This window comes from Nocardioides sp. Soil805 (assembly GCF_001429625.1).
Taxonomy (GTDB): Bacteria; Actinomycetota; Actinomycetes; order Propionibacteriales; family Nocardioidaceae; genus Nocardioides.
This window is the reverse complement of the sequence record NZ_LMSU01000002.1, coordinates 834,966-861,959: the sequence shown is the minus strand read 5'-3', so window position 1 is coordinate 861,959 and position 26,994 is coordinate 834,966. Positions and strand designations below refer to the sequence as shown.

Sequence of the window (26,994 nt, the reverse complement as noted above, 5' to 3'; positions counted from 1 at the left end):
GTGACCATGACGGCACCGATGCCGGCGCACGCCGCCGGACAGGCGGGCGGCGGCGCCGCTCCCGGCTCGCTGACCGGCTACGCGTTCGACACCTGCGCGGCCCCGGCGCAGGAGGTGATGGACGCGTGGCGCCTGACGTCGCCGTACTCCGGCATCGGTGTCTACGTCGGCGGCAGCAACCGACTCTGCGAGCAGCCCGAGCTCGACGCCGACTGGGTGAGCACCCAGCAGCGCCAGGGTTGGCACCTGCTGCCGCTGTGGGTCGGGCCGCAGGCATCCTGCTCGGCGTACGCCGAGGTCATGTCGTCCGACCTGGCCACCGCCGAGCAGCAGGGCCGCGCCGAGGCAGCGGCCGCGGTGGGCACCGCGGGCGCGCTCGGCATCGGCCGGGGCGGCACGCTCTACTACGACCTCGAGGACTACGACATCGGCCCGGACGACTGCCGCCAGGCGGCTCTGTCGTTCCTGTCCGGGTGGACCAGGGCCCTGCACGCCTCGGGCTACCGCTCGGGCGTCTACTCCAGCATCGGCGCCGCCATCACGTCCCTGGACTTCGCCCACCGGGTCTCGCGCGGGTCCTACGCGATGCCCGACGACATCTGGTTCGCCTGGGCCAACGGCCGCTCCGACGTGCGCACCGACCAGCGGGTGCTGAGCAGCGAGTGGGACGACCACGCCCGCGTCCACCAGTACGCGATCGACGTCGTGCAGGCGTTCGGCGGCTACCCGATGAGCATCGACGCCAACTGGGTCGACGTCGGCCGCGGCTCGGTCGCGCCCCGCAGCCGGCCGCTGTGCCGCGGCGTCGACGCCGACCTGCGCCGCTACCCCACCCTCCGCACCGGGCGCAGCGGCGACGCGGTCCGCGCCGCGCAGTGCCTGCTGCGCCGCCAGCACGTCACGAGGGCCCCGATCACCGGCCGGTACGACGCCCGCACGGCCGCCGCGGTCCGCAAGGCGCAGCGCAGGCTCGACCTCCCCGACACCGGCCGCCTCACCCGCAGCACCTGGACCGCCCTGCTGGCCCGCGGGAGCCACCCGCTGCTCAAGGTCGGTGACACCGGGTCCGCGGTGCTCCGGCTCCAGCGCGCCCTCACCGCAGCGCTCGGCCGTCCGGTGCGCATCGACGGCGTGGTCGACAAGGGGACCGCCCGTGCGGTGAAGGCGTTCCAGCGGAAGACGGGGCTGTCGGCCACCGGCGTGGTCACCCCCGAGGTCTGGGACGCCCTCACCTGACGAGCGCGACGCAGCAGGTCAGGCCGCGAGCCCGAGCAGCTCGCGGCTGACCCGGAGCTCAGCCGGGCTCGCCCCGACCTGGTCCGTCCCGATCCGGCGCGTGCCGGTGTGATCGACCAGGTACATCGCGCCGTGCGGGTCGCGCCACACGTAGATGCCTGGGAAGGGTTGCTGCACCTGCCACGCGCCGTGGGTCTTGATCCGGTGGTGGTGCTGGGTCATCGGGCCGTAGTTGCCCACCCTCGACTGCCCCGCGGGTACGTCCGAGCCGCACCGGAAGGGCACGGTGTGGTCGATCTGCTGGGTGCGGGAGGTGCTGGACCCCCAGGGGAAGGTGTCGGCCGGCGTCATGAGATGCACGGCCTGCCGATGTCGGTCGGGAATCTCGTAGGCGTCGACCGGGGCCTGGCCGGCGATGTCCAGGACCGGCCTCACCGTGAACCTGGCGTGCTCACCGAGATGGGTCCGCAGCCAGGCCTCGGTCACGGGCCCGTGACCCTCGACGCGGACGATGCCGGTCTCCTCGCCACCTGCGTAGAGGTGGAGCATCAGGACCACGGTGGGCATGAGCGCGTCCCAGTCGACCTCGGGGCGCGCCCCCGTGCGTGCGGACGCGTCGGACCCGTCAGAGTCGGCCGGACGGTCGGACCATGCGGCGTAGGACGTCATGAGCTCGACGGCGCGCTGCGGATCGGTGAGGACGAGGACCGCCTTGACCCGGCGCTGGTCCTCGGAGTCGGTGTCACCGAGGTCGGCCAGGATGCGCGCGAGGTGAGCGACGATCGCGTCCAGCCGGGCGATGACGTGGAAGGGCGCCCGGACGTAGAAGCCGCGCATGCCGTCCTCGGTGGACCGGGTGGCGTTGGCCAGCTGGCGCCTGGCCTGCTCCCTCTCGCGCGCGGCGGCGGCCTCGGGGTCGCTCGCCGCGATGGCCCCGATGACGAGCTCCTCGAAGCGCGTCCACGGGATACGCCCGTCGGCCGACTCGGCGACCCGCGAGTCGACGTACGCCGCCTGCTCGATGGTGAGGTCGCGGGTGCGCCGGGCGACGAAGCGGGCGTAGGACGCCTTGACCTCGAGCGCCTCGACGCGACGCCAGAGCTGGGGCAGCCGGATCACCAGGTCGAGCGCGTCGGCCATCAGCGAGAACGCGGACCACGAGGTGATGCCCAGCCGCGCGCCCAGCTCGGCACAGCAGAACTCCGCGACGTCGGGGGTCCCGACACCTCCGAACCGCTTGGCGCGCTCGCGGCCGGGAAGCCTCGTGAGCTCGGGGTCCAGACGCGCAGGGTTGTTGATGATCGCGTGCTGCACCGCGATGCGCAACACCTGGACCTCGCACTCGCGCTGGGTGCGCGACACGGCCTCGGCATGATCGAGGAGGGCTCCCTCGGTCAGCTCCTGGAGGTCGGTGGCCAGCTGCATGAGAACACTCAAGCACCGACCACCGACAACGGTTGCCGGTCCTACGTCGACCTGTGGACAGGGCCTCCACTTCGCCGTGAGGACGACGGCCCTCGTGGAAGATGCGGGAGTCGTCGGACGCATCGGGCACTGCCGGACATGTACGGGGTGACATCAGTCAGGACAGAAGGAGTCAGCTGTGGAGCTCGACGATCTGCTCGACGCGGCCGCCGCGCCCGTCACCCCGCGTACGTCTCGGCTCCGCGATGAGCTGCGGCACCTGGTCCTCGAGAGCGAAGCCGCACAGCGACGCCCTGCACCCCTGCGTCTCGCCCTCGCGGGCGGCGTCGCGGCAAGCGTCCTGGGGCTCGGCACGGTCGCCGCGGCCGCCGGTCTCCTGCCGGGCTGGACGCTGCTCACCACCAGCTCCGGGCAGTCGTGCCAGGTCGCCGTGCAGGCCGACCCGCGGGCACCGGGCGATGGCGAACCGTCCGGCACCGCCTTCGGTCGGACAAAACAGGACGAGACGCTTGCTGCCGCTCGGGCCTTCCTGGAGGACCTCGACTACGCCGCGATCGACCGGCAGGACGCGATCGCGGAGTGGCGAGTCGCTGAGGATGGAGTCCTGGCCGACCAGGACGATCCGGCCGAGCGCGCTGCCAGGCTGGTGGGTGACGACCTCGAGGTCACCGCCGTGACACGCGTGGTCGTGGAGCGCATGCGGACGGCCCTGGAGGACCAAGGGCTCGACATCCGAGCCATCGCCGTCACCACGACCAGCAGCGGGTGCGACCTGTGACGGCGCATGCCCGCGCCGCTCTCCGGGCGGCACTGCGTGAAGCGTCCGAAGACCTGTTGGCCTACTTCGAGCGACGCGTCCGCGTGAGGGAGGACGCCGCCGACCTCCTCGGGGAGACCATGCTCCAGGCCTGGCGACGCCACGGAGCGCTGCCGGACGATCCGACGCGCCAGCGCATGTGGCTCTTCAGGATCGCTGCCAACGTGCTGGCCAACCACGAGCGGTCGCGCCGCCGGCGTACGGCCTTGTCCGACCGGTTGCGCGATCATCTCGCCACAGCCGCATCGAGGCCGGACCTCGCCGATGCCAACGCGGTGCGGGACGCCGTGCTGCGGCTGGGTGACGGGCACCGCGAGCTCGTGATGCTGATCCATTGGGACGGCTTCACCATCGGCGAGGCAGCCGAGCTGCTCGGCCTCAACCCGTCGACCGCACGGGGCAGGTACGCCGCCGCCCGACAGACGCTCAAGGAGGCCCTGACCGATCCGGTGTGCGCTGCCCCCGCCCGACGTACGCTCGGGACGTGAGCGTCACCTCGGACCGCATCGCCCTGCACGGCCACTTCGCCAGCGAGCTGGCCGACCTGTCCGTCCCCTGGCAGGCCGAGGGCACCCCGGACCCGCAGCTGCTGGTGCTCAACGACCGGCTGGCCGCCGACCTGGGGCTCGACCCCGACTGGCTGCGCACGCCGGACGGGATCGGCCTGCTGACCGGCACCGCGCTCCCCGACGGAGCCACCCCGGTCGCGCAGGCCTACGCGGGACACCAGTTCGGCGGCTACTCCCCGCGCCTGGGCGACGGTCGGGCCCTGCTGCTCGGGGAGGTCGTCGACGCCGACGGCCGCCTGCGCGACCTGCACCTCAAGGGGTCGGGCCGCACGCCGTTCGCCCGGGGCGGCGACGGTCTCGCGGCCGTCGGTCCGATGCTGCGCGAGTACGTCGTCAGCGAGGCGATGCACGCCCTGGGCATCCCGACGACCCGGTCGCTCGCCGTTGTGGCGACCGGACGCCGGGTGCGCCGGGACGAGCTGCTCCCCGGAGCGGTGCTGACCCGGGTCGCCAGCAGCCACCTGCGCGTCGGGAGCTTCCAGTACGCCGCCGCCACCGGCGACCGCGCCCTGCTGACCCGGCTCGCCGACCACGCGATCGCCCGCCACCACCCGCAGGCCGCCGGCGCCGCGCGTCCTCACCTGGCCCTGTTCGACGCCGTGGTCGCCGCCCAGGCGTCACTGGTGGCCGCCTGGATGTCGGTCGGCTTCGTCCACGGGGTCATGAACACCGACAACATGACGATCTCGGGCGAGACGATCGACTACGGCCCGTGTGCCTTCCTGGACGCCTTCGACCCCGCCACGGTCTACAGCTCCATCGACCACGACGGGCGCTACTCCTACGGCAACCAGCCCGTCGTCGCCGAGTGGAACCTCGCCCGGCTCGCCGAGGCCCTGCTCCCCCTGATCGACGACGACCAGGACCGTGCGGTCGAGCTCGCGGTCGAGTCGCTGGGCGCGTTCCGGCCGCAGTACTCCGCCGCCTGGTCGGCGGCGATGCGCACCAAGCTGGGACTTCCCGCCGGGCTCGACGACGCCGTCGCCACGACGTTGGTCGACGAGCTCCTCGTCCTGGCCGAACGCAGCCAGGTCGACCACACGTCGCTCTACCGGGCGCTGGCCGCGTCCGCCCGGGGCGACGCCGATGCCGCCCGCGGGCTCTTCCTGGACCTGCGCGACGTCGACGACTGGTCCGCCCGGTGGCTGGCGACGGGTCCGGACCCGGACGCCATGGACCGCGTCAACCCGGTCCACGTCCCGCGCAACCACCTCGTCGAGGAGGCCCTGGACGCGGCGGTGGCCGGAGACCTCGGACCGTTCGAGCGCCTCGTCGACGTCGTGACCTCCCCCTACGAGACCCGGCCGGGGCTCGAGCGGTACGCCGCCCCGGCGCCCGACGACTTCGGCCGCTACCGCACCTTCTGCGGCACCTGACAGGTCGCGGGGACCGCCTACTCCTCCGGCGGCCGGTACAGCTCGCGCACGGCCTCGGCGATGTCCTCGGCGTCAGGCTGGACGGGCTCCATGTACAGGCGTCCCTCCGCGATGAGGTCGTCGCGCACGACGAACACCGTGACCCCGCGCATCGCGAAGGACGAACCGTCGGCGTGATGCCCTTCCCAGCTCCACTCACCCCACTCGGTGCCCTCGTCGACGCACGAGGCGATCAGCTCGCAGCTGAAGTCGGGCACGCCCGCGAAGACCGAGGACCAGTTCTCGAGCACCTGGGCGCTCCCGGTGAAACGTCGTCCCGGGTGCAGCGGCTGGTCGCTCCGGTAGTCCTGCGCGAAAAGCGACGCCATCCGTCCGGCGTCGCGCGCGTTCATCGCTTCGCGGAGCCGCTCGACCATGGCCGTCATGTCTCGACGATAGTCCGCGGAGGGCGCTGACCGAGGGCGTCGCGCTCCACCGGGAGCGCGGGTACGGGCGCCGGGACTACTCTGCCGGTCCGGCTCCATCCAGGGCGGCGGGAGGCAGCATGGCGCTTCGGACCGCGCTGGTGTGCGCACTGCTGGCCGTGCTCGCTGCGTGCACCGCGCCGGACGGGGCCGGCGTCCGCGAGCGGGGTCCCGGGGCGCCGGAGGCGTCCACCTCCGCGCCACGTCCTCCAGACCTGCAGCGGACCCCGCTCGACTGGAGCCGCGTCCCCTGGGTGGGCGGCGGGCGGAGGACGGCACCCACGGCGGACACCGACCTGCCGGACGTCCTGCAGGATCCCGTGCGGGCCCGGCTGGTCCACCACCCGGTCGAGGGGGTCGACGACCCCGTCGGCTGGACGGGGGAACGCCTCCTCTTCCTCGGTGTCGACGACCGCTGGCGGAGCCTCGACATGGACGACCTGGGACTCCCGGCCGGCTCGTGGCCCGGCGTCGACACCTACGGATCGGGCTCCCTGTCCCGTGACGGGCGGCTGTGGGCGGCGCAGGCGCTCGGAGGCGTGGTCCTGCTCGACCTCGGCCGGGGAACGGTCCGGTACGTCGAGCTGCCGGCGAGCCGGGCACGCGTGGTCCGCGTGGACTGGGTGCCGGGCCGGGAGGTGCTGTCCGTCTACGCAGCCAGGCCCGCGTCCTCGCGCTACGACACCTTCCAGATCGACACCCGCGGTCGGGTGCGCCCGGTCCGCTACCCCGGTTGGCGCACCAGGTTCGACGTCGACGGCACCCCCGTCGAGGTGGCCGCCACGGGGCGCCACCGCCTCGCGTTCAGGCGCTGGACGGACGGCGACGTCGAGTCCACCACCGTCGTCCTCGACGCGAGGATCCCCCGAGCCATGCGCAGCACCGCCTTCGGCACGTTCGGTGCCGTCGACGTCGCGCTCCTCGCCCACCGCGGATGGCCCAGCTCCGCCCCGGCGCAGGTGTGGGTGCTGGACAAGGCCTCGGGCGCGATGACCGCCCGCCTGCAGGTGCCGGCGACCACGAGCATCATCGACTGGGTCGACGACCACACCCTCCGGCTCCTCGTCGCGAACCGTCGGGTGGTCGAGTGGCAGACGCGGACCGGAGAGGTACGCCGGGTGGTGGAGCTGCCCGGCCCCTACCCCGACCCCGGCGAGTGGGCGGCCGCGACGCTCGCCTTCCCGTCCCCGTAGGAGTCTCCGGTCCCCAGCTCAGAAGAGGGTCGGCACGAACGTCTGCTCGTGCATCGGTGGGCGGACGTACGGGATGTCGCGGACCTCGGGGAGCTCGACGGGCGGTGGCGCGACGTCCTCGTAGTCGAACTGCGAGAGCAGGTGGCTGATGCAGTTGAGCCGGGCCGCCCGCTTGTCGTCGGACGGGACGACGTACCAGGGCGCCTGCTTGATGTCGGTGTACTGGAAGGTGGTGTCCTTGGCCATCGAGTAGCGGACGTAGAGCTCGCGCTCGGCGAGGTCCATGTCGGAGAGCTTCCAGCGCTTCAGCGGCTCGGCGTTGCGGGCCTCGAAGCGCCGGAGCTGCTCGTCGACCCCGACGGAGAACCAGTACTTCAGGACCACGGTCCCCGAGCGCACCAGCATCCGCTCGAACTCCGGGCAGCTGCGCAGGAACTCCTGGTGCTGGTCCTCGGTGCAGAAGCCCATCACCCACTCGACGTTCGAGCGGTTGTACCAGCTGCGGTCGAACAGGACCATCTCACCGGCGGCGGGCAGGTGCTCGACGTAGCGCTGGAAGTACCACTGGCTGCGCTCGCGCTCGGTCGGCCTCGGCAGCGCCGCGATCCGCACGGTGCGCGGGCTGGTGCGCTCGGTGATGCGCTTGATCACCCCGCCCTTGCCGGCCGAGCCACGCCCCTCGAAGATCACCAGCACCTTGAGGCCCTGCGACTGGATCCAGTACTGCAGCAGCACCAGCTGCTCCTGCAGCCGCTCCATCTCGGCGTCGTAGACGACCGAGCGCAGGCGACCGGAGCTCTTGTAGCGCGCGGAGTCGGAGCGGTCGGGGGGCCCTGCCGGGTGCGACGGGGTGGGACGGGCTTTCATGGCGCCTCCTGTGCGGCTCATCGTCGTCGCGTCACCGTCCCTCGGCAAGGGGCGTACGGCATCGTCCACCGCACGACGACCGGCCCTTGCGCACAGGCCCTTGGGCCGTGGCCGCACCTGCCCGACGCGCCCATGCTGGACGCATGCGGCCGACAACCCCGAGCGCGCACCACCCGATGCCCGTGGCTGCGACCACGCGCGTCGGCGCCTGGACCGTCGTGCTGGCCGCCGTCGCGTCCGGCGGCACGGTCGCGCTGGCCGTGGCGTTCGCCGCGGTCCTCGAGCCGGCCGACGGGTTCACCGACAACCGGCTCGTCGACGCCGCCGGGCTCTCGATCCTGCTGAGCGCCGTGGGCTGCCTCGTCGCCGGCGTGGTGGCCGTCGTACGTCGTCACGACCGGTCGTGGGCGGTCCTCACCGCCACCGCCGTCGGTGGCGTGGTCACCGCCGTGACCGTCCTGCAGGTCGCCGAGGGCCTCGGCTGGCTCACGTCCTGAGGCTCAGTGCTCCGGCAGCGCCGCGAACGAGCGCTTGACGTCGCGGTACCACCCCATGCCCGCGATGGGTCGCTTCCAGCGGCCCTTCATGGCCTCGCGGGCGGGCACGTGGGCCTCGTCGCCGCCCGAGACGAGGGTCTTGAGGTGCGCGTCCTGGGCCTTGATCACCTCGTCGGCGGTCTCCCCGCGGAGCTCGTGCTCGCACGGGCCGCCGAGCTGCTGGCAGGTCATCGTCTTCATGGCTGTTCCTTCCTCGGTGGGGTGGGGCCCGCTGGCCCCGTCCCTGTGACGACGTACGACGTCGTGGTGTGACAGGGCGTCAGCCGTCGGCGAGGTAGGGGTCACACCACGCGCTGATGATGCGGGCCGCCCGCTTGGCCTGGTTGCGGCCGGTGAGCAGGTGGTCAGCCCCCTCGAGCGACACGAAGCTGCGCGGGTGCCGTGCGGCCCGGAAGATCTCGCTCGCGTTGGCGATCCCGACGGTGTTGTCGGTCGGCGAGTGCATCACCAGCAGGGCGCGGCGCAGCGTGCGGATCTGCTCGCGCAGGTCGGCGTCGCGCACGTCCTCGATGAAGTGCCGGCGCAGGGTCAGCGCCTTGCCACCGACGGGGAACGGGGCCTCCCCCTCCTCGAGGATCCGCTCGATGAGGGCGTCGTAGTTGTGCTCGACGTGCGCGGGCTCGTACGGCGCGCCGACGCTCGCCACGGCTCGCACACCGTCGACCTCGTGGGCCGCCGCGATGACCGCCGCGCCGCCGAATGAGTGGCCGACGAGCAGCCGGACCTCGCGACCGGAGTCGTTCATGAAGCGCACCGCCTGCACGGTGTCGGCGATCTTGTGCGAGAAGGACCCGTCGCCCCAGTCGCCCTCGGAGTGGCCGAGGCCGAGGTTGTCGAAGCGCAGCATGCCGATGCCCTCGGCTGCGAGCTGCTTGCACATGCGACTGGCGGCAGGACAGTCCTTGCCCAGCGTGAAGCCGTGGGAGAAGACGCCCCAGCCCCGGACCGGCCCCTCGGGGAGGTCGACCAGGCCGGCGAGCCGGGGGCCGCTCGAGCTGGCGAACCAGACCTTCTCGCTCACGACAGCCGCCCCGCGATCGCCCGGCCCAGGTCGCGGCCGGACAGCCAGGCCGTCTCCACCTTCGGCGAGGCACCCCACCCGTCGCCGCACACGCCGACGAGCCCGCTGGGGCCCTCGACCAGCGCGTGCGTGGCGGTGCGCTCCCCCACAGGCCGCGCGAACGTCCACCGGTGCACGTGCACGTCGGCCGGCGCGGGGAGCGAGAGGGCCGAGCACAGCGCCTGCACCATCTCCGGGCCGGCGGCCGCGGGGTCCTCGAGGTGCTTGCCCGCGAAGTCGGGGGTGGAGTGCGCGACCAGGACCGGGGCGTCGTCGCCGCGACGCCGGCCGTCGTCGGCCACCCACGCCACCACCGGGTCTCCGTTGACGAAGGCCCCGTCGAAGCGGCCGGTGGGGCTCACGTCGTCCCAGGTGCGCGTGGGCCAGGTGGCAGCCAGGGCGAGCACCGGCTCGAACTCCCGGTCCAGGTGCGCGGCCACCGGGTGGTCCTCGGCGACGAGCCGCCGCGCCTGGGGGTCGGGCATGGCCAGCACGACCGCCGCACCGGGAAGCCCCGCGACGTCCGCGACGTCGTACCGCTCGACCTCGAGGTCGCCGGCCAGGTCCTCGACGAGCGAGCGCAGCCCACCCGGTGCGCCCCAGCGCAGCGGACCGGACTTGGCGACCGGGTCCCCGTCGCCGAGCGCGCAGAACGTGTCCGTCCACGGGCGTGCGAGCCCGCGGTCGCGCCAGCCCTCGACGACGGCGAGGAAGTCGTCGTCCGACGTCGTGAGGTACGACGCCCCGAGGTCGACGTAGCGGTCCCACAGCCTCCGCGAGGCCATCCGGCCACCGGGCCGGTGGCCCCGGTCGAGCACCCGCACGGGCACCCCCGCTGCGCGCAGCTCCTGCGCGCACGCCACCCCCGACAGCCCGGCCCCGACGACCACGACCCCCTCGACACCCTCGCTCGCGCTCATCGCGCCATCATCCCCCGGTCGCGACGGCGACCAGTGCCGTGACCGCTCCGAGGACGGCGAAGGCGCACCGCCACCGGTCGACGACCAGCAGCCGGGCGACGAGTCGGTCGTCGCGATCGGCGAGCCGGCCGTGGACGGGTGCGGCCGCCCCTGCCGTCGTCGCCAGCGCGGCCGCTGTCAGCGCGAGCGCGACCCACCCGGCGGTGTCGGGCCCGGAGGCCACGAGCCACCCGCCGGTGACCAGCAGCGCGAGGTAGACGACGCCGACCAGCGGCGCGATCGAGCGCGAGTGCCGCTCGTGCGCGACCCGCCACTCCTCGGCGCCGCGCCGGGCCAGGACGGGGTAGACCAGCACGGTGACCGTCACCTGGAAGCCCGCGTGGAGGGCGGTGGCGATCGCGAAGGCGACGAGGGCGCTCACCGCAGCGTGGCGAGCACGGCATCGGCCGCCCGTTGGCCGCTGACCAGCGCACCCTGGATGGAGCCGGTGTCGCGGTGGTCGCCGCAGACCACGAGGTCGCCGACCTGCACCGGACGTGTCGCGGAGTACGGCGCGGGCTGGGCGGGCAGCGCGTCGGGGACCTCGTGCCGGGCCACCACCTCCCAGCGGCCCGGGTCGACGTCGAGCAGGTCGCCGGCGTGACGACGCATCGCCGCCTCGTCGGGCACCCGGCCCGGGCCCAGCAACGCCGAACCCTGCACGAGGTGGCGCCCGGGCGGTGCGTAGGTGGGCGCGGCGCGGGAGACGACCGCCGCGTTGACCAGCGGCCCCCGCGGGTCGCGGCGGGCGTCGACGTGCAGCAGGTCGGAGTCAGGGGCGTCGGGCGCCGACCACCACGTGGTGACCACGCCCTTGGTCGCCGGGGCCTCGACCCCGGTGAGCTCCCGCGCCCGCGGCCCGTCGGTGGCGACGACGACCTGCCGGGCGCTCCAGGTGCGGCCCTCGACGTCGGCCGAGGTCCCCGTGACCCGGCCGACGCGGTGACCGTGGCGGACCCGGTCGTCCAGCGGTGCGGCGAGCAGCTCGGGCAGGGCCTGCATGCCGGCGGCCGGCAACGACGGCACGCCCCGGGCGAACATCCACGCCAGCAGCAGGGCGAACCGGTCGGCCGTGCTGCCGTCGTCCTCGAGCAGCACCCCGGCGAGGAACGCCTCGACCACGCGCCGCAGCAGGCCGTCGACGCCGGCGTGGTCGAGCGCGGTGCCCCGGTCCACGTCGGCACGGCCGGACAGCACCTCCGACAGCGACGTCCCCGGACGTGGTCGCAGGAGCGGCGCGACCCACCGCAGCACCGCGGCGACCTCGCGGGGGCGACCGATCGCCGTACCGAGCGTGCGGGGCAGCAGGCCCGGGGCCCGCAGCGGATGACCCAGCACCGCCGTCCCGGACTCGGTGACCGCCGCGACCCCGGCGCCGAAGCCCTGCAGGCCGAGCGCGTCCACGTCGACCCAGCGGCGTACGGCGGGATAGGCGGGGTTGAGCAGCTGGAAGCCGCGGTCGACGAGGAACCCGTCGACCCGGTCGGTGCGGATCCGGCCACCCACCGCGTCGGCCGCCTCGAGGACGAGCACCTCGTGCCCGGCGTCGTGCAGCACCCGGGCGCAGCGCAGTCCCGCCAGCCCAGCTCCCACCACCAGCACGTCGGCGTCCACGACGCGACCCTAGTGCGCGGCTGGCAGGCTGGACGCGTGACCACGATCAAGATCAACGCCATCACCGTCCCCGCGGGCTCCGGCGACGAGCTCGCCCACCGCTTCGCCGCCCGGGCGGGTGCCGTCGACGGGGCGGACGGCTTCGAGGGCTTCGAGCTGCTCCGTCCGACCGACGAGCGCGAGCAGTGGCTCGTGATCACCCGGTGGCGCGACGAGGAGTCGTTCCAGGCGTGGCTGGGCTCGCCCGGCTTCGCCGAGGGGCACCGCTCCGCCGCCGAGCGCGGTGGGGGCGACGCGCCCCGCCCGGTCTCGACGCACAGCGAGGTGTGGAGCTACGAGGTCGCCGGCGGGTCGGCGGGATCCTCCGACTGAGCGACGTGCTCGGCCCGGTACCGCTCCACCAGCCGGTCGAGGAGTGCGCCGAGGTCGGCCGCCAGCTCGTCGTCGAGCGAGGTGAACGAGAAGGTCGCCCGACCCGTACGCCGCGCCAGCAGCGTCGGCGACGCCGTCGCCAGGTCGTCCGGGTAGCGATCGGCGATGATCAGGTAGAGGCCGACCGTGGCCTTCCCCCGCTTGAGCGCCGCGAAGTAGTCGTGCCCGGTCGCGCCCGGCCACACCAGGGACGGGACCCCGTAGATCGTGCCGTCCTCCAGCTCGGGCCGGTAGCGGTCGAGCAGCCCGGTCAGCCGTGCCTCGACCGCAGCCAGGTCGCTCACGACCCCGGCTCCGGCCCCGGCTCCGGCTCCGAGGCAGTCCCTTCGCGCCGCTCGTGCAGCCGCTGCTGTGCCTCGCCCAGGAAGGCCAGGCAGGGAGCCTCGGTGTCGGGGTGCTTCTCGACGAGGTGGAAGGTCCACCGGTCCATCGCCGCCATGAACCCGTTGTCCTCGCCCGCCCGGTAGGTCGACCAGGCACGGTGGCCCTTCGCGCGGCAGGTCGCGCAGGCGATCTTGTAGAGGAACTGCTGCTCGGCGTCGAGGTCGATCGTGACGCGGGCCAGCGGACCGCCCTGCTCGGCAGCCTTCCTCGCGCGGGCGGAGCGGCTCGCCACCATGTCGTCCTCCAGGTCCGGGTGTGGGGTCCAGTCTTCCCCACCGCTCCCCCGGGGCCGATCGCCCCTAGCCACCGGGCCCCCGCGTGCGTGAGGATCGTGACCCCCGTCACACCAGCGTCCCCACCCCGAGGAGCCCCCGCGATGACCGACGTGCTGACCGATGCCGTGCAGGCCGACCGAGCCCGGATCGAGGCCGCGGTCGCAGGCCGCACCCTGATCGACGCCCTCGCCGACACCGCCGCGGCGCACGCCGACGAGGCGGCGTACAGCGACAAGCACGGTGTCGCGGAGGGCGAGTCGTGGCGCACCCTGACCTGGGCCCAGACCCGGGAGACGGCCCTCGACGTCGCGGGAGCGCTCGTCGGGGCGGGCGTCCAGGTCGGGGACACCGTCGCGATCATGGCCACCAACCGCATCGAGCACCTCGTCGGCGACATGGGCGCGGTGCACGCGGCGGCGACCCCCATGTCGATCTACAACACGCTGTCCCCCGAGCAGGTCACCTACATCGCCGGGGAGTCCGACCCCCGGGTCGCGATCCTCGAGGGGACCGACCAGCTCGAGCGTTGGCGCGACGCCCTCGACGCGGTCGGCACCGTGGTGGTGCTCGACCCGACCCAGGTCCCGGACGGCGACCGCTTCGTCACCTGGGACGACTTCGTCGCCCGCGGGGCGGCGTACCGGCGCGAGCACGGCGACGAGCTCGAGCAGCGGCACCGCGACCTCGACCCCGACGCACCGGCGACGATCCTCTACACGTCCGGCACGACCGGCAACCCCAAGGGCGTCGTGCTCACCCACCACAACGTGCTCTACGAGGCCCTCAGCACCCTCGAGGCCGCCGGGCTCGGCGAGCCGCAGCGCCAGATCAGCTACCTCCCGCTCGCCCACATCGCCGAGCGGGTGCTCGGCCTCTACGGCCCGCAGGTGGTGAGCGGCCACGTGCACTGCATCGGTGACCCCGCGCAGCTGCTCGCGACCCTCGGCGAGGTGCACCCGTCGGCGTTCTTCGGGGTCCCGCGGGTGTGGGAGAAGATCAAGACCGGGCTGTCCGCCAAGCTCGCCGCCGACCCCAACCCCGACAACGTCCGGCTGGTCCAGGACTCCATGGCCGCAGGCCTGGCCTGGGTCCAGGCCCAGGAGGTCGGGGGCGTGATGACGCCGGAGATCCAGGCGGCGTACGACGAGGCGGAGGCGGCGATCCTCGGCTTCCTCAAGCTGCTCCTCGGCCTCGACCAGGTGACGTGGGCCGGCTCGGCGGCGGCCCCGATGCCGCTCGAGGTGGCCAAGTTCATGGCCGGGCTCGGGATCGTCGTCTACGACGTCTACGGCATGACCGAGACGTCCGGGGCGGTGACCGCCAACGGTCCCGCCGGCTTCCGGCTCGGCACCGTCGGTCGGGCCACCCCGGGCATGGAGGTCCGGCTCGGCGAGGACAGCGAGGTGCTGGTCCGCGGCCCGGTCATCACCCCCGGCTACCACCGCCAGGAGAAGGCCACCCGCAACCTCATCGACGCCGACGGCTGGGTGCACACCGGCGACATCGGCACCCTCGACGAGGAGGGCTTCTTCGCGATCGTCGATCGCAAGAAGGAGCTGATCATCACCTCCAACGGCAAGAACATCGCCCCCTCCAACATCGAGAACTACCTCAAGGAGTCGCCGGTCGTCGGGCACGCGATGGCCATCGGCGACAACCGTCCGTACGTCGTCGCCATCCTCACCCTCGACGGCGAGGTCGCCCCTGCCCTCGCGGCGGCCCGCGGCATCGAGTTCACCGACCTCGCCGACCTGTCGTCGCGGCCGGAGATCCAGGCGATGGCGCAGGACGCCGTCGACAAGGCCAACGCCCGCCTCTCACGCCCCGAGCAGGTGAAGGCGTGGGCGCTGCTGCCGGAGGAGTGGACCGCCGAGTCCGAGGAGCTGACCCCCACGCTCAAGCTCAAGCGCCGCGTCGTCAACAGCAAGTACGCCGACGTGGTGGAGGGGCTCTACGCGGGGTGAGCTTCGACCTGCAGGCCCACCGCGGCGGCGCCGGGCTCTGGCCGGAGAACACCCTCGAGGCCTTCGGTCGCGCCCTCGCGCTCGGCGTCTCGACCCTCGAGCTGGACGTGCACCTCACGGCCGAGGACGACGTCGTGGTCGGCCACGACCCCGCCCTCGCCGACGCCCGCCTGATCCGCACCCTCACCCGCGCGGACCTGCCGCCGACGATGCCGCTGCTGCGCCAGGTCGCGGCGCTGCTCGCCGAGCGCGGGGCCGACCCGGTCCGGGTCAACCTCGAGATCAAGTACGACGCCGTCGCGGCCGCCGAGCTCACCTCGCGCCGGGACTTCGTCGAGGTCGTCGTGCAGGCGATCCGCATCGACGGGCTGGTGGGGCGGACCAGCATCCAGTGCTTCGACTGGGGCGTGCTGCGGCTCGTCGGCGACACCGAGCCGCAGCTGGACCGCGTCCTGCTCGTCTCGCCGCGCTACCTGAAGGCGTCACCGGACGGTCCGTCCCCGTGGTTCGACGGACTCGAGGTCGAGGAGCACTTCGTGCGGACCGCCGCCGCCCAGGGATTCGCCGCCATCTCCCCCGTGCACGGCAGCCCGTTCACCGCCGGCGTCGACGACCCGGCGTACGTCCCGTTCGCGACCGCGGAGCTCATCGCCGAGGCCCACGACGCCGGGCTGCGCGTCGTCCCCTACGTCGTCGACGACCAGCCCACGATGCGGGCCCTGCTGGGCGACGGCGTGGACGGCCTCATCACCAACCGGCCCGACCTCCTGCGCGAGGTGCTCGCGGGGCTCGGGCGTCCGCTGCCGGAGGCGTTCGGTCGCGAGAGGACGGATGCAACCAGTGGCCCTCCGGTGGTGTCCTAGGAACATGAACCGTCTCGTCCTCGCGCTGGCCGTCGCCCCACTGGCCCTCACCCTGCACTCCGCGCCCGCCGGTGCGGACAGCACGACCACCGGCGACCGGGCCGCGGCGCCCCGCCAGGTCTTCGACGTCTCCGACCTCGACACCGGCGCCGCACCGCGCCTGGCCTGGGCCGAGCGGACCAGCGCCTCCCGCGTCACGATCCATGGTCCCGACGGCACCACCCCGGCCGCCGGCGACGTCCGCACGTTCGCCCCGATGGGATCGGGCTACGTCGTGCAGACCGGCGGTGCCCGACCCCCGACGGTCCGCTGGATCGCCGCCGACGGCACCCCCGGGCGGGGCGAGTGGCGCAGCGGCTACGGGCTGGCCGTCTCCGCGGGCGGCGAGGCGGTGGCCTTCACCGGTCGGCGCGGGCGCGTGCGGGTGATCGACTCCGAGGGCGACCGGGTCCTGCGGATGCCGTCCGTCCCGGGCCGTCGCGGCCTCAACTCCCCCGCCGTGGTGTTCGGCGAGGACTGCCAGGAGAGCGCGACCAGCAACGGCTGCGCCGTCATGGTCAACTCCACGCGCCGCAACGTGAGCTGGGTGACCTCCTCGCACGGGATCGTCGACCGCACCCAGTTCCAGACCGTGTCGACCGGTCGGGGCCGCTGGCTGGGCGGCATCGTGAGCCGCACCGACACCGGCACCTGCAACACCATGCGCCGCGGCGTCCGCACGGCCTGGACCACGTGCCGCAACCTGCTCTCGGTCATCTCGCCCGACAAGCGGCACCTCGTCGGCACCCCGGCGTACGCCGACGGCTTCGGCCCGACGCGCCTCGACCTCCTCGACCTGCGCTCCGGTGATCGCGTGCGGTCCTGGACGCCCGACCGGCGGGGCCGCTCGGCGACGTACTTCGACCAGGTGTGGGAGGACGCCGACCACCTGCTCGTGGTCACCTTCCAGGCCGGCGAGTGGGCGATCGTGAGGCTCGGCACCGACGGGTCCATGGAGTACGCCGTGACGCCGCGAGCCGACGGCGGGAGCATGGAGAGCCCGTTCCTCCTCCAAAAGGGGTAACCGGTCTAGACCCCTGCACGCGGATCAGGGAGATACCGGATGCGCGCTGTCCGCTTCCTCTGCTCCACTGGATTCCATGAACCGTCAGCTCGCCGGCGCCCTCACGGGGCGCGTCACCAAGTGGATCGTCCTCGTCGTGTGGCTGCTCGTCGCGGTCGGCGCGGCAGGCTTCGCGGCCAAGCTCGCCGACGTGCAGAACAACGAGGCCTCGTCCTGGCTGCCCGAGTCGGCGGAGTCGACCCGGGCGTTCGAGAAGCTCGAGCCCTTCCAGGACCCCAACGCCATCCCGACCGTGGTCGTCTACGAGCGGGACGGCGGGCTGACCGAGGCCGACCTCGCCGCCATCGAGGAGCAGGCGGTCGAGTTCGCGGCGATGGACGAGGTGGCCGTGGCCAAGGAGGGGCGGCCGCCGTCGGTGATCAGCCCGGCCACCGCCGAGCAGGTGGGCTTCCCGGCCGTGTCCCAGGACGGCGAGGTCGCCCAGACGTCGGTGACCTTCGACCTCGGCTCCGAGGGCTGGAACAAGATGCCCGATGTCGCCGACGAGCTGCGCAGCATCGCCGCGATCGACGGCGTGGACGTCTACGTGGCAGGCGCGGGTGGCCAGGCCGCCGACTCGGCGGAGGCTTTCGGTGGCATCGACACGACCCTGCTCGGCGCCACCCTCGGCATCGTGATCCTGATCCTGCTGTTCACCTACCGCAGCCCGATCCTCTGGATCCTGCCGATCTTCAGCGCCGTGGTGGCCCTGTTCGTCTCCCAGGCCCTGATCTACTTCCTCGCGAAGTACGCGGACCTGACCGTCAACGGGCAGTCCTACGCGATCTTGACCATCCTGGTGATCGGGGCCGGGACCGACTACGCGCTCCTGCTCGTCGCCCGCTACCGGGAGGAGCTCCGTCGCCACGAGGACCGGCACGAGGCGATGGCGTTCGCGCTGCACCGCGCCGCGCCCGCGCTGCTGGCCAGCGCCATGACCGTCGCGCTGGGGATGCTGTGCCTGCTGTTCGCCGAGATGAACTCCACCAAGGGTCTCGGCCCGGTCGCCGCGATCGGCATCGCCGTGACGTTCCTGGTGATGATCACGCTGCTGCCCGCACTGCTCGTCATCACGGGCCGGTGGATCTTCTGGCCCCGCCGCCCCGGCTACGGCTCGGCAGAGCCGACCCAGACCGGCTTCTGGGCCAAGGTGGGCCGCTGGATCGCCCCGCGACCCCGCAAGGTCTGGGTGGTCACCTCCGCGCTGCTCGCGGTCGCCTGCCTCGGCCTGTTCGCCCTCGACACCGACGGGCTCGCGACGGAGGACTCCTACACCAAGGAGTTCCAGTCGATCACCGGTCAGCAGGTGCTGGTGGATGCCGGCCTGGTCGACCAGTCCAACACGGTGATGGTGGTGGGCAACGCCGGCAGCGAGGACGCGATCGCCGAGGCCATGACCGGCCTCGAGAACGTCGAGCCCCCCAAGCCCGCGGTCACCTCCGGGGACGTGACCTTCGTCGAGGCGGCCATCGGCTCCGACCCGGCGTCCCCCGAGGCCTTCGCCACCGTCGAGCGGGTCCGTGACGCGGTGCACTCCGTCGACGGTGCCGACGCGCTGGTGGGAGGCAACTCCGCCTTCTTCCTCGACACCAGGGATGCCTCCAACCGGGACAACCTCGTCATCATCCCGCTCATCCTGCTCCTGGTGTTCCTCATCCTGATGGTGCTGCTGCGCTCGGTGCTGGCGCCGGTGATCCTGATCGCGACCGTCGTGCTGTCGTTCGGCGCCGCGCTCGGCATCTCCGCGGTGCTCTTCGAGTACGTCTTCGGCTTCGCCGGGTCCGACCCAGGGTTCCCGCTGTTCGCGTTCGTGTTCCTCGTGGCCCTGGGCATCGACTACAACATCTTCCTGATGACCCGGGTCCGGGAGGAGACGATGCACTCCGGCACGCGCAAGGGCGCCCTCGTGGCCCTGACCTCGACGGGTGGCGTCATCACCAGCGCCGGCCTGGTGCTCGCCGCCACCTTCCTGGTGCTGGGCACCATCCCCGTGGTGTTCCTGGCGCAGCTCGGCGTCGCCGTCGCCCTGGGCGTCATCCTCGACACCATGATCGTGCGCTCGGTCCTGGTCACCGCGATCAACATGGACCTCGGCGGCAGGATCTGGTGGCCCAGCAAGCTCGACCGGGAGGACCACCACCTCAGCGTCGACGAGATCGAGGCACCCATCGAGACGGTGCACTGACGTCCCGGTCGTCCCGCCACCTGGCCAGCACCCCCGCCCGCCAGAGGGGCGGCACATCACGCGCGGAACGTCGACCTCAGTGCAGTCTGCCGCCACCCTGCGGGGGGGGGGCCGGCGATCTGCCACCACCCTGCGAGCCCCTGGCCCGACAACTGGCGGCGGACGACAAGATCGGCGCCCGACTCCACGTCGTACGCCGCCAGTTGCTGCCGCGCGTGACCCGCACCGCCGCAGCCTTCCGTGACCCAGCGTGGCGGCACATCGCACCCCGCCCGCCAGAGTGGCGGCACATCGCGCCCGGAACGCCGACCTCAGTGCAGTCTGCCGCCACCCTGCGAGCCCCAGGCCCGACAACTGGCGGCGGACGACAGGGTCGGCGCCCGACTCCACGTCGTACGCCGCCAGTTGCTGCCGTGCCCCGGGGACCCGCGCCGCCGCAGCCTTCCGTGACCCAGCATGGCGGCACATCGCACCCCGCCCGCCAGAGGGGCGGCACATCGCGCCCGGAACGCCGACCTCAGTGCAGTCTGCCGCCACCCTGCGAGCCGCAGGCCCGCTCAGCAACTGGCGGCGGACGACAAGATCGGCGCCCGACTCCACGTCGTACGCCGCCAGTTGCTGCCGCGCCCCGGGACCAGGCCCCCGGGAGCGCGGCGCTCAGTAGCGCAGGTCCACCCAGACCTGGCGGTGGTCCGAGGTCGGCACCCCGGTGAAGGGCCACCGGGTCGGGTCGTAGTCGCCGGTCAGGTAGTAGAGGGGGTCGGAGTCGACCGGCCAGAAGATGCCCGACCCGAGGACCTTGGTGCCCTTCGAGGGCAACACGTAGTCCACCCGCAGGTTGCCGGGACCGAAGGCGCCCACGTCCCCGAAGTCGGCGGTGTCGAGCGCGGGGTCTCCGCTGTGCAGGGCGTTGTTGCCACCCTGGCCGGCGGCCTCCACGCCCCCGTCGGACGTCGGCTCGGGGTCGACGACCCGCGGGTGGTCGAGCAGCTGGTCGATCGCGGCGTCGACGGAGTCGCCGTCCTCGGGGTCGGCGTTCTGGTCGCCGGCGATGACGAAGCGCGAGCCGCGCTCGAGCCCGCCGTACACGCCGTCGTCGTCGTAGATGTAGGCCGACCGCTTCTTGCTCGCCGAGACGTAGTCGGCCCAGAAGCGGATCTCGTCGTGGTTGCGGGTGCCGTTGCGGTCCTCGGCACCGTCGAAGGTGGGCGGCGTCGGGTGCGACACCAGGAAGTGCACGGTCTCGTCGCCGACCTCGATCGGCACGTCCCAGTGGGACTTGGACGAGAGCCGGAAGTCCTCGAGCTCGTCCGGCGAGTACCAGTCGGCCGGCGCCGGCGTCGCCGGGTCGTCGGGCAGCAGGGCGCCCGGCATGTCGGCCCACCGGAACGTCTGGAAGGTGCGGACGTCGTCGGTGTCGATCGGGTACTTCGAGTAGACGACCATGCCGTACTGGCCGGGGAACAGCCCGAAGCCGAACGCGTCGTCGCCGCCGGCCTGGGTGCCCGGCTCGCCCACGACGCCGTTGTTGTTGAGGTCGTGGCCGCTCGGGATGCCGGTGTTGGAGGGGGCGGTGTAGGCGTAGGGGTACTCGATGGGCGCGGCCCCGTGGTGGCCGACCTCGAGGAAGTTGTCGCGGAAGAGGTCGACGGCCGCGGGGTCGTGGTCGAACTCGTTGACGAGCAGCACGTCGGGGCGCGTGCGCTGGATCGTCTCGGCGACGTTGTGCGCCTGGCGGACCGCGCCCGTGTCCGCGTCCGGGGTGGACAGGTCCGCGGCGAGCCCGCCGGCGGTGGCGCGGTTGAGGGAGGCGTTGAACGTGGAGAAGCGCACGGTCTCCCCGTGGCGGGGGCCGTGGTCAGGGCCGCGGTCGGCCTGGGCCGGGGCGAGGGCGCCGGCCGCCAGTGCCGTCACCAGTCCGGCGCCGAGCAGGGTGGTGCGTCCGAGGGTGGTACGTCGCATGGGGACCTCCGAGTCGATGGGGCGATCCCCCGCAGACTAAGCAGCCCCGGTGAACGGCCGGTGTCAGACCCGCACGGTGCGGGTCCGGCCGAGGACCCGTCCGTCGGCATCCAGTGCCTCGGCCCGCACGGCCCGGGTGCCGGTCTCGAGGGCCACCGTCGTCTCGAAGCCCGTGCGCCGCGTCTCACCGAGGGTCTCCAGCCCGGACGGCCGCGCACCGGCGAGCACCCGCCAGGCCGTCACCTCGGTCGCGCCGTTCCAGGAGAGGTACGCCGATCCGTCGACCACCGCGAGGTCGGGAGGAGTCACCGGTCGACCGCGCCACGGGAACCGGTAGGACCGGTAGGAGCCCAGACCGAGGCCGGAGAGCTCGAAGACCACCTCCCCGTCCGCGTCGAACTCGGTGGCGTAGGGGTCCATCCCCCACCCGACGAGCACGTGCCCGTCGTCGAGGTACTGGGCGTTGCCCATCGCGTAGCCGTACCGGTCCTCGTGGCGCAAGGCCTGCACGAGCGTGGCGGTCATCGCCTCCTCATCGAGCTCGAAGCGCAGCGCCGCCGACACCGCGTCGGTCTCCGTGGCGTTGTCGTGGTTGTCGTAGATCGTGATCGAGCCGTCGGGCTGGCGGCGCAGGTCGTGCTGCCACCCGAACTCCCCGCCCTCGGGGACCTCGAAGTCGCTCTTCCTCCCACCGAAGCGCCACAGCAGCTCGCCGCTACGACGGTCGATCCGGTAGAGCGCACTCGTGTGCCGGGCCGAGACCAGCAGCCCGTCGCCGTCCTCCTCGACGGAGTTGACGTGGACGGGGTCGAAGGGCAGCGCCGCGGTGCCGGTGTCGTCCACCTCGCGGTAGGTCTCGGTGAGGTCGATGTGGTCGAGGCCCTCCCAGTCCAGCAGCACCTCCCCGGTCTCCACGTCGACCTCCTGCAGCCGGGCGCCCCAGACGTAGCCGTCCACCGGGCCGCCGATCGGGCTCAGGTCGTAGGGCATCGTCGGGTACGACGTGAGCAGCGCGGTCCCTCGCGACGTCAGCTGGAACTCGTGGATGTCGGACAGCACCCCGTGCCCGCAGCGCACCTCCGCCACCGGCAGGTAGCGCTCGTCGAGGATGACGCCCTTGCCGTTGCCGGTGCCCTCCTTGATCTCCCCGGTCCAGTAGGTCAGGACGGGTCGACCGCGGTAGGCCTGCACGCGTAGGTCGGTGGCGGCGTTGCCGTCGGGCTCGATCCACACCGGCTGCGCGCGGTCGTCGTACACCACCCCGCGGAAGACGGGGGTGCGCGGCGTGGTGAAGAGCAGCCCGGCCGACAGGGTCGCCCCGTCCTTCGCCCAGGCCTTCGCCTCGGGAGCGGTGAGCTGGCTGCTGACGAAGCGGAGCGGCTCGGGAGCGACCGGCTCCTCCGGCGTCGCCGCCTCGGGCTCGGGCGCAGGCGCGTCGTCACCCCGGGAGGTCCATGCCCACCCCGCTCCGACACCGGCCGCCCCGAGGGCCACGCCGGCGCCCATCATGAGTACGTCGCGGCGTACGGCCCGTGGTCCCGGCGGTGTGCTCTCGCTCATCTCGCCAACCTAGACGAAGCCGAGCCGCTCGCACCGCCGCGCGGTCGAGCCGGAGCAGAGCTCGTCGAGGGTGACGGTGCCCTCGCGGACGAGCACGCTCGTGAGCTGCGCCAGCCGGACCTCGCTCACGGCGTAGAGCCACGAGGGGACGCCCTCGAAGTCCTCGGCACCCTCGACCTCGTCGTCGGCGAGCAGCCCGACGGCCACGTCGGCCGCCTGCTCGCTCATCGCGGTGGCCGGGACGTGCAGCATGGAGCGCCGCGTCCCCTGCACGATCTGGCGGGCGGCCTGGAGGTCGGAGTCGGCGGAGGGACCGCCGTCGGTGCCGGGGATCGGCTCGGGGACGCCGACGAACCGGTCGGCACCGGGGACCAGCGTGGTGTGGGCGACGACGGGGACCTCGTCCTCACCACCGCCGACGAGGGCCTCGGCCTCCTCGGCCTCGACCGGGTCGAGGACGATCACGTCGGCGCTGTCGGCCAGCGCCTCGTCGACCTGGGACGCCTGCGTGGCGGCGTCGCCCTCGGCGTCGTAGACGCGCACGGAGCACTCCTCGCACGTGGCCTCGACACGGGCCTCGAAGGCCTCCACGTCGACCCGTGGCTCGAGACGCTGGGTGCCGTCGGAGACGAGGAACGCCACCACGGTGGGGTCCTCACCGCTGCAGCCGCCGAGCAGGCCGAGGCCCAGCACGGCGGCGAGGAGAGTGGTGAGGGGGCGCATCGCGGCACATCGTATGCGCCCCCTCACCTCCGGATCAGCCGCGACCGCTCGAGGTACGAGCGCGCCGCGACACCGAGTCGATCGTCACCGCGAGCAGCAGCACCGCGCCGGTGACCATGAAGCGCACCGACGAGTCCACGCCGACCAGGTTGAGGCCGGTCTGGATGGCCTGGAGCACGATGATGCCGAGCATCGCGGAGTACGCCGACCCGCGACCGCCGAAGAGCGACGTGCCGCCGATGACCGCAGCCGCGATGGCCGTCAGGTTGGTGTCGGTCGTGCCGCTCGCCTGCGAGACGCTCGTCTGGAGACCGGCCGCCAGCAGTCCGCCGACCGCCGCGAGCGACGAGCAGAGCACGAACACCGACAGGTAGACCCGGTTGACCTTGATGCCCGAGCGCCGGGCGGCCTCCTCGTTGCCACCCACGGCGAAGACGTGCCGGCCCCACCGGCTGCGACGCAGCGCGAGGTCCATCACCACGACCATCAGCACGAAGAAGAGCCACAGGTAGCTCCAGCCGCGGTCGATGTTGACGTAGTAGGTGAGGAACCCGAGCCCGACGAGCAGCGCCGCGCCCTTGATGAGCACCAGCGGCAGCCACGGCGCGCTGAGCTCGGCCGCGGAGCGCTGGCGGATCGTCCACATCTGCGACCCGACGTACAGGAGCGTGATGACCACGACCAGGACGTAGGACAGGGCCGGGGACAGGAACTCGAACCGGGTGAACTGCACCAGGAACGAGTCCGAGGGCAGGTTGATCGTGCCCTGGGTGCCCAGCACGTAGAGCAGTGCTCCCTGGAAGGCGAGCAACCCGGCCAACGAGAAGACGAAGGACGGCACCCCCAACCGTGTGTAGAGCAATGCGTAGAACACGCCGATCGCCACGCCGACCGCGATCGCGGCGATGATCGCGACCAGCATCGACTGGTCCTTGTTGACGAGCAGGACCGCCATCGTGGCGGCCGTGAAGCCGCTGACGGAGCCCACCGACAGGTCGATCTCGCCCAGCAGCAGCACCAGCACGATGCCCAGCGCGATGATGCCGATCGGCGCCGCGAACTGGGTGATCGACACGATGCTGCGCGAGGACAGGAACCGCGGCTCGGCGCTGTAGAAGCCGATGCTGATGAAGATCAGGCCGACGACCACGGGCAGGCTGCCGAGCTCCCCGGACTTGAGCCGGTTGATGAAGAGCCTGAAGTATCCCGACAGGCCCTCGGTGCGGATCAGCCGCTCGTCGGCGAGGTCGGCTGCGACGGCGGAGCCGGGGGTGTCGTCAGCCATCCTGGCCTCCTTCGGTGGGGGCGGTCGTGTCGGTGGCCTGGTCGGTGGCCGGGTCGACGGCCTGGCCGCGCGAGGCACGGGCCGACACCACGTTGTCGGAGGCGCCGGTGATGGCTGCGACCAGGTCGGCGGTCGAGACCTCCTCGACGTTGAACTCCGCTGCGTTCTTGCCGAGCCGGAGCACGACGATGCGGTCGGCCACGGCCTGGACGTCGGCCATGTTGTGGCTGATCAGGATCACGCCGAGGCCGTGCTCGCGCAGGCGCTCGATGAGGTTGAGCACCTCGGCGGTCTGGGCGACGCCCAGGGCCGCGGTGGGCTCGTCGAGCATGACGACCTTCGGGTTGCCGACCAGGCTGCGCGCGATGGCGACCGTCTGGCGCTGGCCGCCCGAGAGGGACGCGATCGGGATCCGGACGCTGGGGATCTTGGCCGAGAGGGTGCGCAGCAGCCGCCAGGCCTCCTTCTCCATGTGGACCTCGTCGATGAAGGGTCCACGGCTCTTCTCCTGGCCGAGGAACAGGTTGGCCACCACGTCGAGGTTGTCGCACAGGGCGAGGTCCTGGAAGACGGTGGCGATCCCGAGGTCCTGCGCCTCGGACGGGCCGTTGACCCGCACGGGCGACCCGTCGAAGTTGATGTGGCCGTCGTCGGGCGTGTAGACCCCGGCGATCACCTTGACGAGCGTGGACTTGCCGGCGCCGTTGTCGCCGACGAGGGCGACGACCTCACCCGCCCGGACGTCCATGTGGACGTCCGAGAGGGCCTGGACGGCACCGAAGCGCTTGGTGACGCCGGCCAGGGAGAGAACGACCTCCCCGGCCGGCGCACGGTGTGTGGCAGTGGTCGACATCAGGAGATGCCAGCCGCCTCGCACGCCTTGGCGTACTCGCCGGTGCAGATGTCGTCGGCGGAGTAGAAGCCGTCGGCGATGATGGTGTCGGCCACGTTGTCCTTCGTGACGACGATCGGCGTGAAGATGTACGAGGGCACGCCCTCGTAGTCGGTCTGGTCGATGCCGGTCTCGGTCGGGTTGGGGACGTCGTCGCCGTTGGCGAGCGCGACGGCGACCTCGGCGGCGGTCTCGGCCTCGATCGGGATGGGCTTGTAGATGGTCATGGCCTGCTGGCCGGCGAGGATCCGCTGGATCGCGGCCACCTCGGCGTCCTGGCCGGTGATCGGCGGGAGGGCGTCGGCTGCGACGCCGCCACCGGTCAGGGCTGCGACCACGCCGCCGGCCTGGCCGTCGTTGGCGGCGTAGACGCCGTTGATCTCCGACGCGTCGTACTTGCTCAGCTGGTCGGTGACGAACGTCTGCGCGTTCTCCGGGCTCCAGTCGGGGTTGTCGTACTCCTCGAGGATCTTGACGTTGCTCTCGTCGAGGACGCCGTGCGCGCCGGCCTTGAACTGCGCGGCGTTGGGGTCGCTGGGCGCACCGTTGAGCATCAGGATGCTGCCCTTGTCGCCCATCGCCTCGACGAGCGCCTCGGCCTGCATCTTGCCGACGGTCTCGTTGTCGAAGGACATGTAGTAGTCGGCCTCGGCGATGAAACGGTCGTAGGCGATGACGGACGCGCCCGAGTCCTGGGCGGACTGGACCATGCCGCCGGCACCGGCGCCGTTGACCGGGTCCAGCACGACCACGCTGGCGCCCTCGGAGATGGCGGTGTCGACCTGCTGGGTCTGCTTGGCCTCGTCCTGGTCGGCGTTGTAGTAGACGACCTCGCAGTCGCTGCAGAGGTTGGCGACCGCGTCCTCGAACAGCGGCTTGTCGAACGCCTCGTAGCGGGTGGTCTTGGACTCGGGGAGCAGCAGGGCGATGACCTTGCTGTCGCCGCCGCCGTCGGCGGAGTCGCCGCCGGAGCTGTCGTCGTTGGCACCACAGGCGGTCAGGGCCGCGGCGCCGAAGAGCAGGGCAGCGCCGCTGGCGGCGATGCGGTGGATGGAGCGAGGCATGAGGTCTCCTGGGGCTGGCCAGGGCTCGTCGGGCGACGAACCGGTGTGAACGTCCTCTGAGTGTGGTGAGTCACACGCTAGTCGTCAAGTCATGAACACAAACTCATACCTAAACGTTGCGAAGGGGCGTTTACGCGCATGTCTTGACGACAAGCGCCTCATTGGC

At 72.5% G+C, this 26,994-nt stretch carries 27 protein-coding genes; 11 read left to right on the top strand and 16 right to left on the bottom strand.

All coding sequences use genetic code 11. The features are described 5' to 3' along the window. Window positions 1-6: 6 nt before the first annotated feature. A complete protein-coding gene (locus ASG94_RS14630; protein ID WP_162260821.1) occupies window positions 7-1,236 on the top strand; it encodes a glycoside hydrolase domain-containing protein in 1,230 nt (409 codons plus the stop codon). Between the two features lie 18 nt (window positions 1,237-1,254). On the opposite strand, the gene ASG94_RS14625 is transcribed toward ASG94_RS14630, so the two are convergent. Continuing rightward, window positions 1,255-2,661 carry a DUF222 domain-containing protein gene (locus tag ASG94_RS14625; RefSeq protein ID WP_056927144.1) on the bottom strand — a complete coding sequence of 469 codons (1,407 nt, stop codon included), beginning with the start codon at window positions 2,659-2,661 and terminating at the stop codon, window positions 1,255-1,257. 178 nt (window positions 2,662-2,839) lie between these two features. Between ASG94_RS14625 and ASG94_RS14620 the strand changes: the two genes are divergently transcribed. From ASG94_RS14620 to ASG94_RS14610, 3 genes are read left to right on the top strand one after another with little or no spacing between them, the layout of a single operon-like run. Next, complete coding sequence (locus ASG94_RS14620; RefSeq protein ID WP_056927143.1) at window positions 2,840-3,439, top strand: hypothetical protein; 600 nt, start codon at window positions 2,840-2,842, stop codon at window positions 3,437-3,439. Next, on the top strand, window positions 3,427-3,966 hold the full coding sequence (locus ASG94_RS14615) for an RNA polymerase sigma factor (RefSeq protein WP_327152781.1): 540 nt from the start codon (window positions 3,427-3,429) through the stop codon (window positions 3,964-3,966). The genes ASG94_RS14620 and ASG94_RS14615 overlap by 13 nt, the downstream gene beginning before the upstream one ends. Further along, window positions 3,963-5,423: a protein adenylyltransferase SelO gene (locus ASG94_RS14610; RefSeq protein WP_056927301.1), complete on the top strand. Its 1,461-nt coding sequence runs from the start codon at window positions 3,963-3,965 to the stop codon at window positions 5,421-5,423. Before ASG94_RS14615 ends, ASG94_RS14610 begins: the two co-directional genes overlap by 4 nt. Before the next feature lie 17 nt (window positions 5,424-5,440). Here the strand turns inward: ASG94_RS14610 and ASG94_RS14605 are convergent, their stop codons facing one another. Next, a complete protein-coding gene (locus ASG94_RS14605) occupies window positions 5,441-5,848 on the bottom strand; it encodes a nuclear transport factor 2 family protein (protein WP_056927141.1) in 408 nt (135 codons plus the stop codon). A gap of 119 nt (window positions 5,849-5,967) precedes the next feature. Between ASG94_RS14605 and ASG94_RS14600 the strand changes: the two genes are divergently transcribed. Then, complete coding sequence (locus ASG94_RS14600; RefSeq protein ID WP_056927140.1) at window positions 5,968-7,080, top strand: hypothetical protein; 1,113 nt, start codon at window positions 5,968-5,970, stop codon at window positions 7,078-7,080. Between the two features lie 18 nt (window positions 7,081-7,098). Here the strand turns inward: ASG94_RS14600 and ppk2 are convergent, their stop codons facing one another. Beyond that, a complete protein-coding gene (gene ppk2, locus ASG94_RS14595; protein ID WP_082624195.1) occupies window positions 7,099-7,947 on the bottom strand; it encodes a polyphosphate kinase 2 in 849 nt (282 codons plus the stop codon). 143 nt (window positions 7,948-8,090) lie between these two features. On the opposite strand from ppk2, the gene ASG94_RS14590 reads away from it, so the two are divergent. Further along, complete coding sequence (locus ASG94_RS14590; RefSeq protein WP_162260820.1) at window positions 8,091-8,444, top strand: hypothetical protein; 354 nt, start codon at window positions 8,091-8,093, stop codon at window positions 8,442-8,444. A 3-nt stretch (window positions 8,445-8,447) separates the two neighbouring features. Here ASG94_RS14590 and ASG94_RS14585 read toward each other — a convergent pair whose 3' ends face one another. The 5 genes from ASG94_RS14585 to ASG94_RS14565 form a co-directional block, all read right to left on the bottom strand. After that, window positions 8,448-8,684 carry a DUF1059 domain-containing protein gene (locus tag ASG94_RS14585; RefSeq protein ID WP_056927138.1) on the bottom strand — a complete coding sequence of 79 codons (237 nt, stop codon included), beginning with the start codon at window positions 8,682-8,684 and terminating at the stop codon, window positions 8,448-8,450. Window positions 8,685-8,763: 79 nt separating this feature from the next. Then, window positions 8,764-9,525 (bottom strand): alpha/beta hydrolase family protein, encoded by a 762-nt coding sequence (locus tag ASG94_RS14580; RefSeq protein ID WP_056927137.1) that lies wholly within the window; start codon window positions 9,523-9,525, stop codon window positions 8,764-8,766. Beyond that, entirely contained in the window at window positions 9,522-10,484 is a 963-nt protein-coding gene (locus ASG94_RS14575) for an NAD(P)/FAD-dependent oxidoreductase (RefSeq protein WP_056927136.1), read from the bottom strand. The genes ASG94_RS14580 and ASG94_RS14575 overlap by 4 nt, the downstream gene beginning before the upstream one ends. Before the next feature lie 7 nt (window positions 10,485-10,491). Further along, window positions 10,492-10,905: a hypothetical protein gene (locus ASG94_RS21735; RefSeq protein WP_056927135.1), complete on the bottom strand. Its 414-nt coding sequence runs from the start codon at window positions 10,903-10,905 to the stop codon at window positions 10,492-10,494. Continuing rightward, on the bottom strand, window positions 10,902-12,137 hold the full coding sequence (locus tag ASG94_RS14565; RefSeq protein WP_056927134.1) for an NAD(P)/FAD-dependent oxidoreductase: 1,236 nt from the start codon (window positions 12,135-12,137) through the stop codon (window positions 10,902-10,904). Before ASG94_RS14565 ends, ASG94_RS21735 begins: the two co-directional genes overlap by 4 nt. A 36-nt stretch (window positions 12,138-12,173) precedes the next feature. Here ASG94_RS14565 and ASG94_RS14560 point away from each other — a divergent pair, with 36 nt between their 5' ends. Further along, on the top strand, window positions 12,174-12,509 hold the full coding sequence (locus ASG94_RS14560) for an antibiotic biosynthesis monooxygenase family protein (RefSeq protein ID WP_056927133.1): 336 nt from the start codon (window positions 12,174-12,176) through the stop codon (window positions 12,507-12,509). Here ASG94_RS14560 and ASG94_RS14555 read toward each other — a convergent pair. Both ASG94_RS14555 and ASG94_RS14550 read right to left on the bottom strand, forming a co-directional pair. Beyond that, on the bottom strand, window positions 12,470-12,853 hold the full coding sequence (locus tag ASG94_RS14555) for a hypothetical protein (RefSeq protein WP_056927132.1): 384 nt from the start codon (window positions 12,851-12,853) through the stop codon (window positions 12,470-12,472). The genes ASG94_RS14560 and ASG94_RS14555 overlap by 40 nt on opposite strands. Further along, window positions 12,850-13,188 (bottom strand): hypothetical protein, encoded by a 339-nt coding sequence (locus ASG94_RS14550; RefSeq protein ID WP_056927131.1) that lies wholly within the window; start codon window positions 13,186-13,188, stop codon window positions 12,850-12,852. The genes ASG94_RS14555 and ASG94_RS14550 overlap by 4 nt, the downstream gene beginning before the upstream one ends. A 141-nt stretch (window positions 13,189-13,329) precedes the next feature. On the opposite strand from ASG94_RS14550, the gene ASG94_RS14545 reads away from it, so the two are divergent. The 4 genes from ASG94_RS14545 to ASG94_RS14530 all read left to right on the top strand — a co-directional run bounded on the left by ASG94_RS14545 (window position 13,330) and on the right by ASG94_RS14530 (window position 19,342). After that, entirely contained in the window at window positions 13,330-15,192 is a 1,863-nt protein-coding gene (locus ASG94_RS14545; RefSeq protein ID WP_056927130.1) for an AMP-dependent synthetase/ligase, read from the top strand. Continuing rightward, window positions 15,189-16,055, top strand: coding sequence for a glycerophosphodiester phosphodiesterase family protein (locus ASG94_RS14540; protein WP_056927129.1), 867 nt, complete (start codon window positions 15,189-15,191; stop codon window positions 16,053-16,055). Before ASG94_RS14545 ends, ASG94_RS14540 begins: the two co-directional genes overlap by 4 nt. Window positions 16,056-16,059: 4 nt before the next feature. After that, on the top strand, window positions 16,060-17,118 hold the full coding sequence (locus tag ASG94_RS14535; RefSeq protein WP_056927128.1) for a hypothetical protein: 1,059 nt from the start codon (window positions 16,060-16,062) through the stop codon (window positions 17,116-17,118). Between the two features lie 76 nt (window positions 17,119-17,194). Beyond that, window positions 17,195-19,342 (top strand): MMPL family transporter, encoded by a 2,148-nt coding sequence (locus tag ASG94_RS14530; protein ID WP_056927127.1) that lies wholly within the window; start codon window positions 17,195-17,197, stop codon window positions 19,340-19,342. Window positions 19,343-19,999: 657 nt separating this feature from the next. On the opposite strand, the gene ASG94_RS14525 is transcribed toward ASG94_RS14530, so the two are convergent. From ASG94_RS14525 to ASG94_RS14500, 6 genes are all read right to left on the bottom strand, one after another. Continuing rightward, on the bottom strand, window positions 20,000-21,304 hold the full coding sequence (locus ASG94_RS14525; protein ID WP_056927126.1) for an endonuclease/exonuclease/phosphatase family protein: 1,305 nt from the start codon (window positions 21,302-21,304) through the stop codon (window positions 20,000-20,002). Between the two features lie 63 nt (window positions 21,305-21,367). Continuing rightward, a complete protein-coding gene (locus ASG94_RS14520) occupies window positions 21,368-22,864 on the bottom strand; it encodes an arylsulfotransferase family protein (protein ID WP_082624193.1) in 1,497 nt (498 codons plus the stop codon). A gap of 9 nt (window positions 22,865-22,873) precedes the next feature. Then, the gene (locus ASG94_RS14515) at window positions 22,874-23,587 is read right to left on the bottom strand and encodes a substrate-binding domain-containing protein (protein ID WP_056927124.1); all 714 of its coding nucleotides are present in this window, start codon (window positions 23,585-23,587) and stop codon (window positions 22,874-22,876) included. Between the two features lie 34 nt (window positions 23,588-23,621). Continuing rightward, window positions 23,622-24,872 carry a sugar ABC transporter permease gene (locus ASG94_RS14510; protein ID WP_056927123.1) on the bottom strand — a complete coding sequence of 417 codons (1,251 nt, stop codon included), beginning with the start codon at window positions 24,870-24,872 and terminating at the stop codon, window positions 23,622-23,624. After that, window positions 24,865-25,725, bottom strand: coding sequence for an ATP-binding cassette domain-containing protein (locus ASG94_RS14505; protein ID WP_056927299.1), 861 nt, complete (start codon window positions 25,723-25,725; stop codon window positions 24,865-24,867). The genes ASG94_RS14510 and ASG94_RS14505 overlap by 8 nt, the downstream gene beginning before the upstream one ends. Beyond that, window positions 25,725-26,828, bottom strand: a complete 1,104-nt coding sequence (locus tag ASG94_RS14500) for a substrate-binding domain-containing protein (protein ID WP_056927122.1) — start codon at window positions 26,826-26,828, stop codon at window positions 25,725-25,727. Before ASG94_RS14500 ends, ASG94_RS14505 begins: the two co-directional genes overlap by 1 nt. Window positions 26,829-26,994 lie beyond the last annotated feature (166 nt).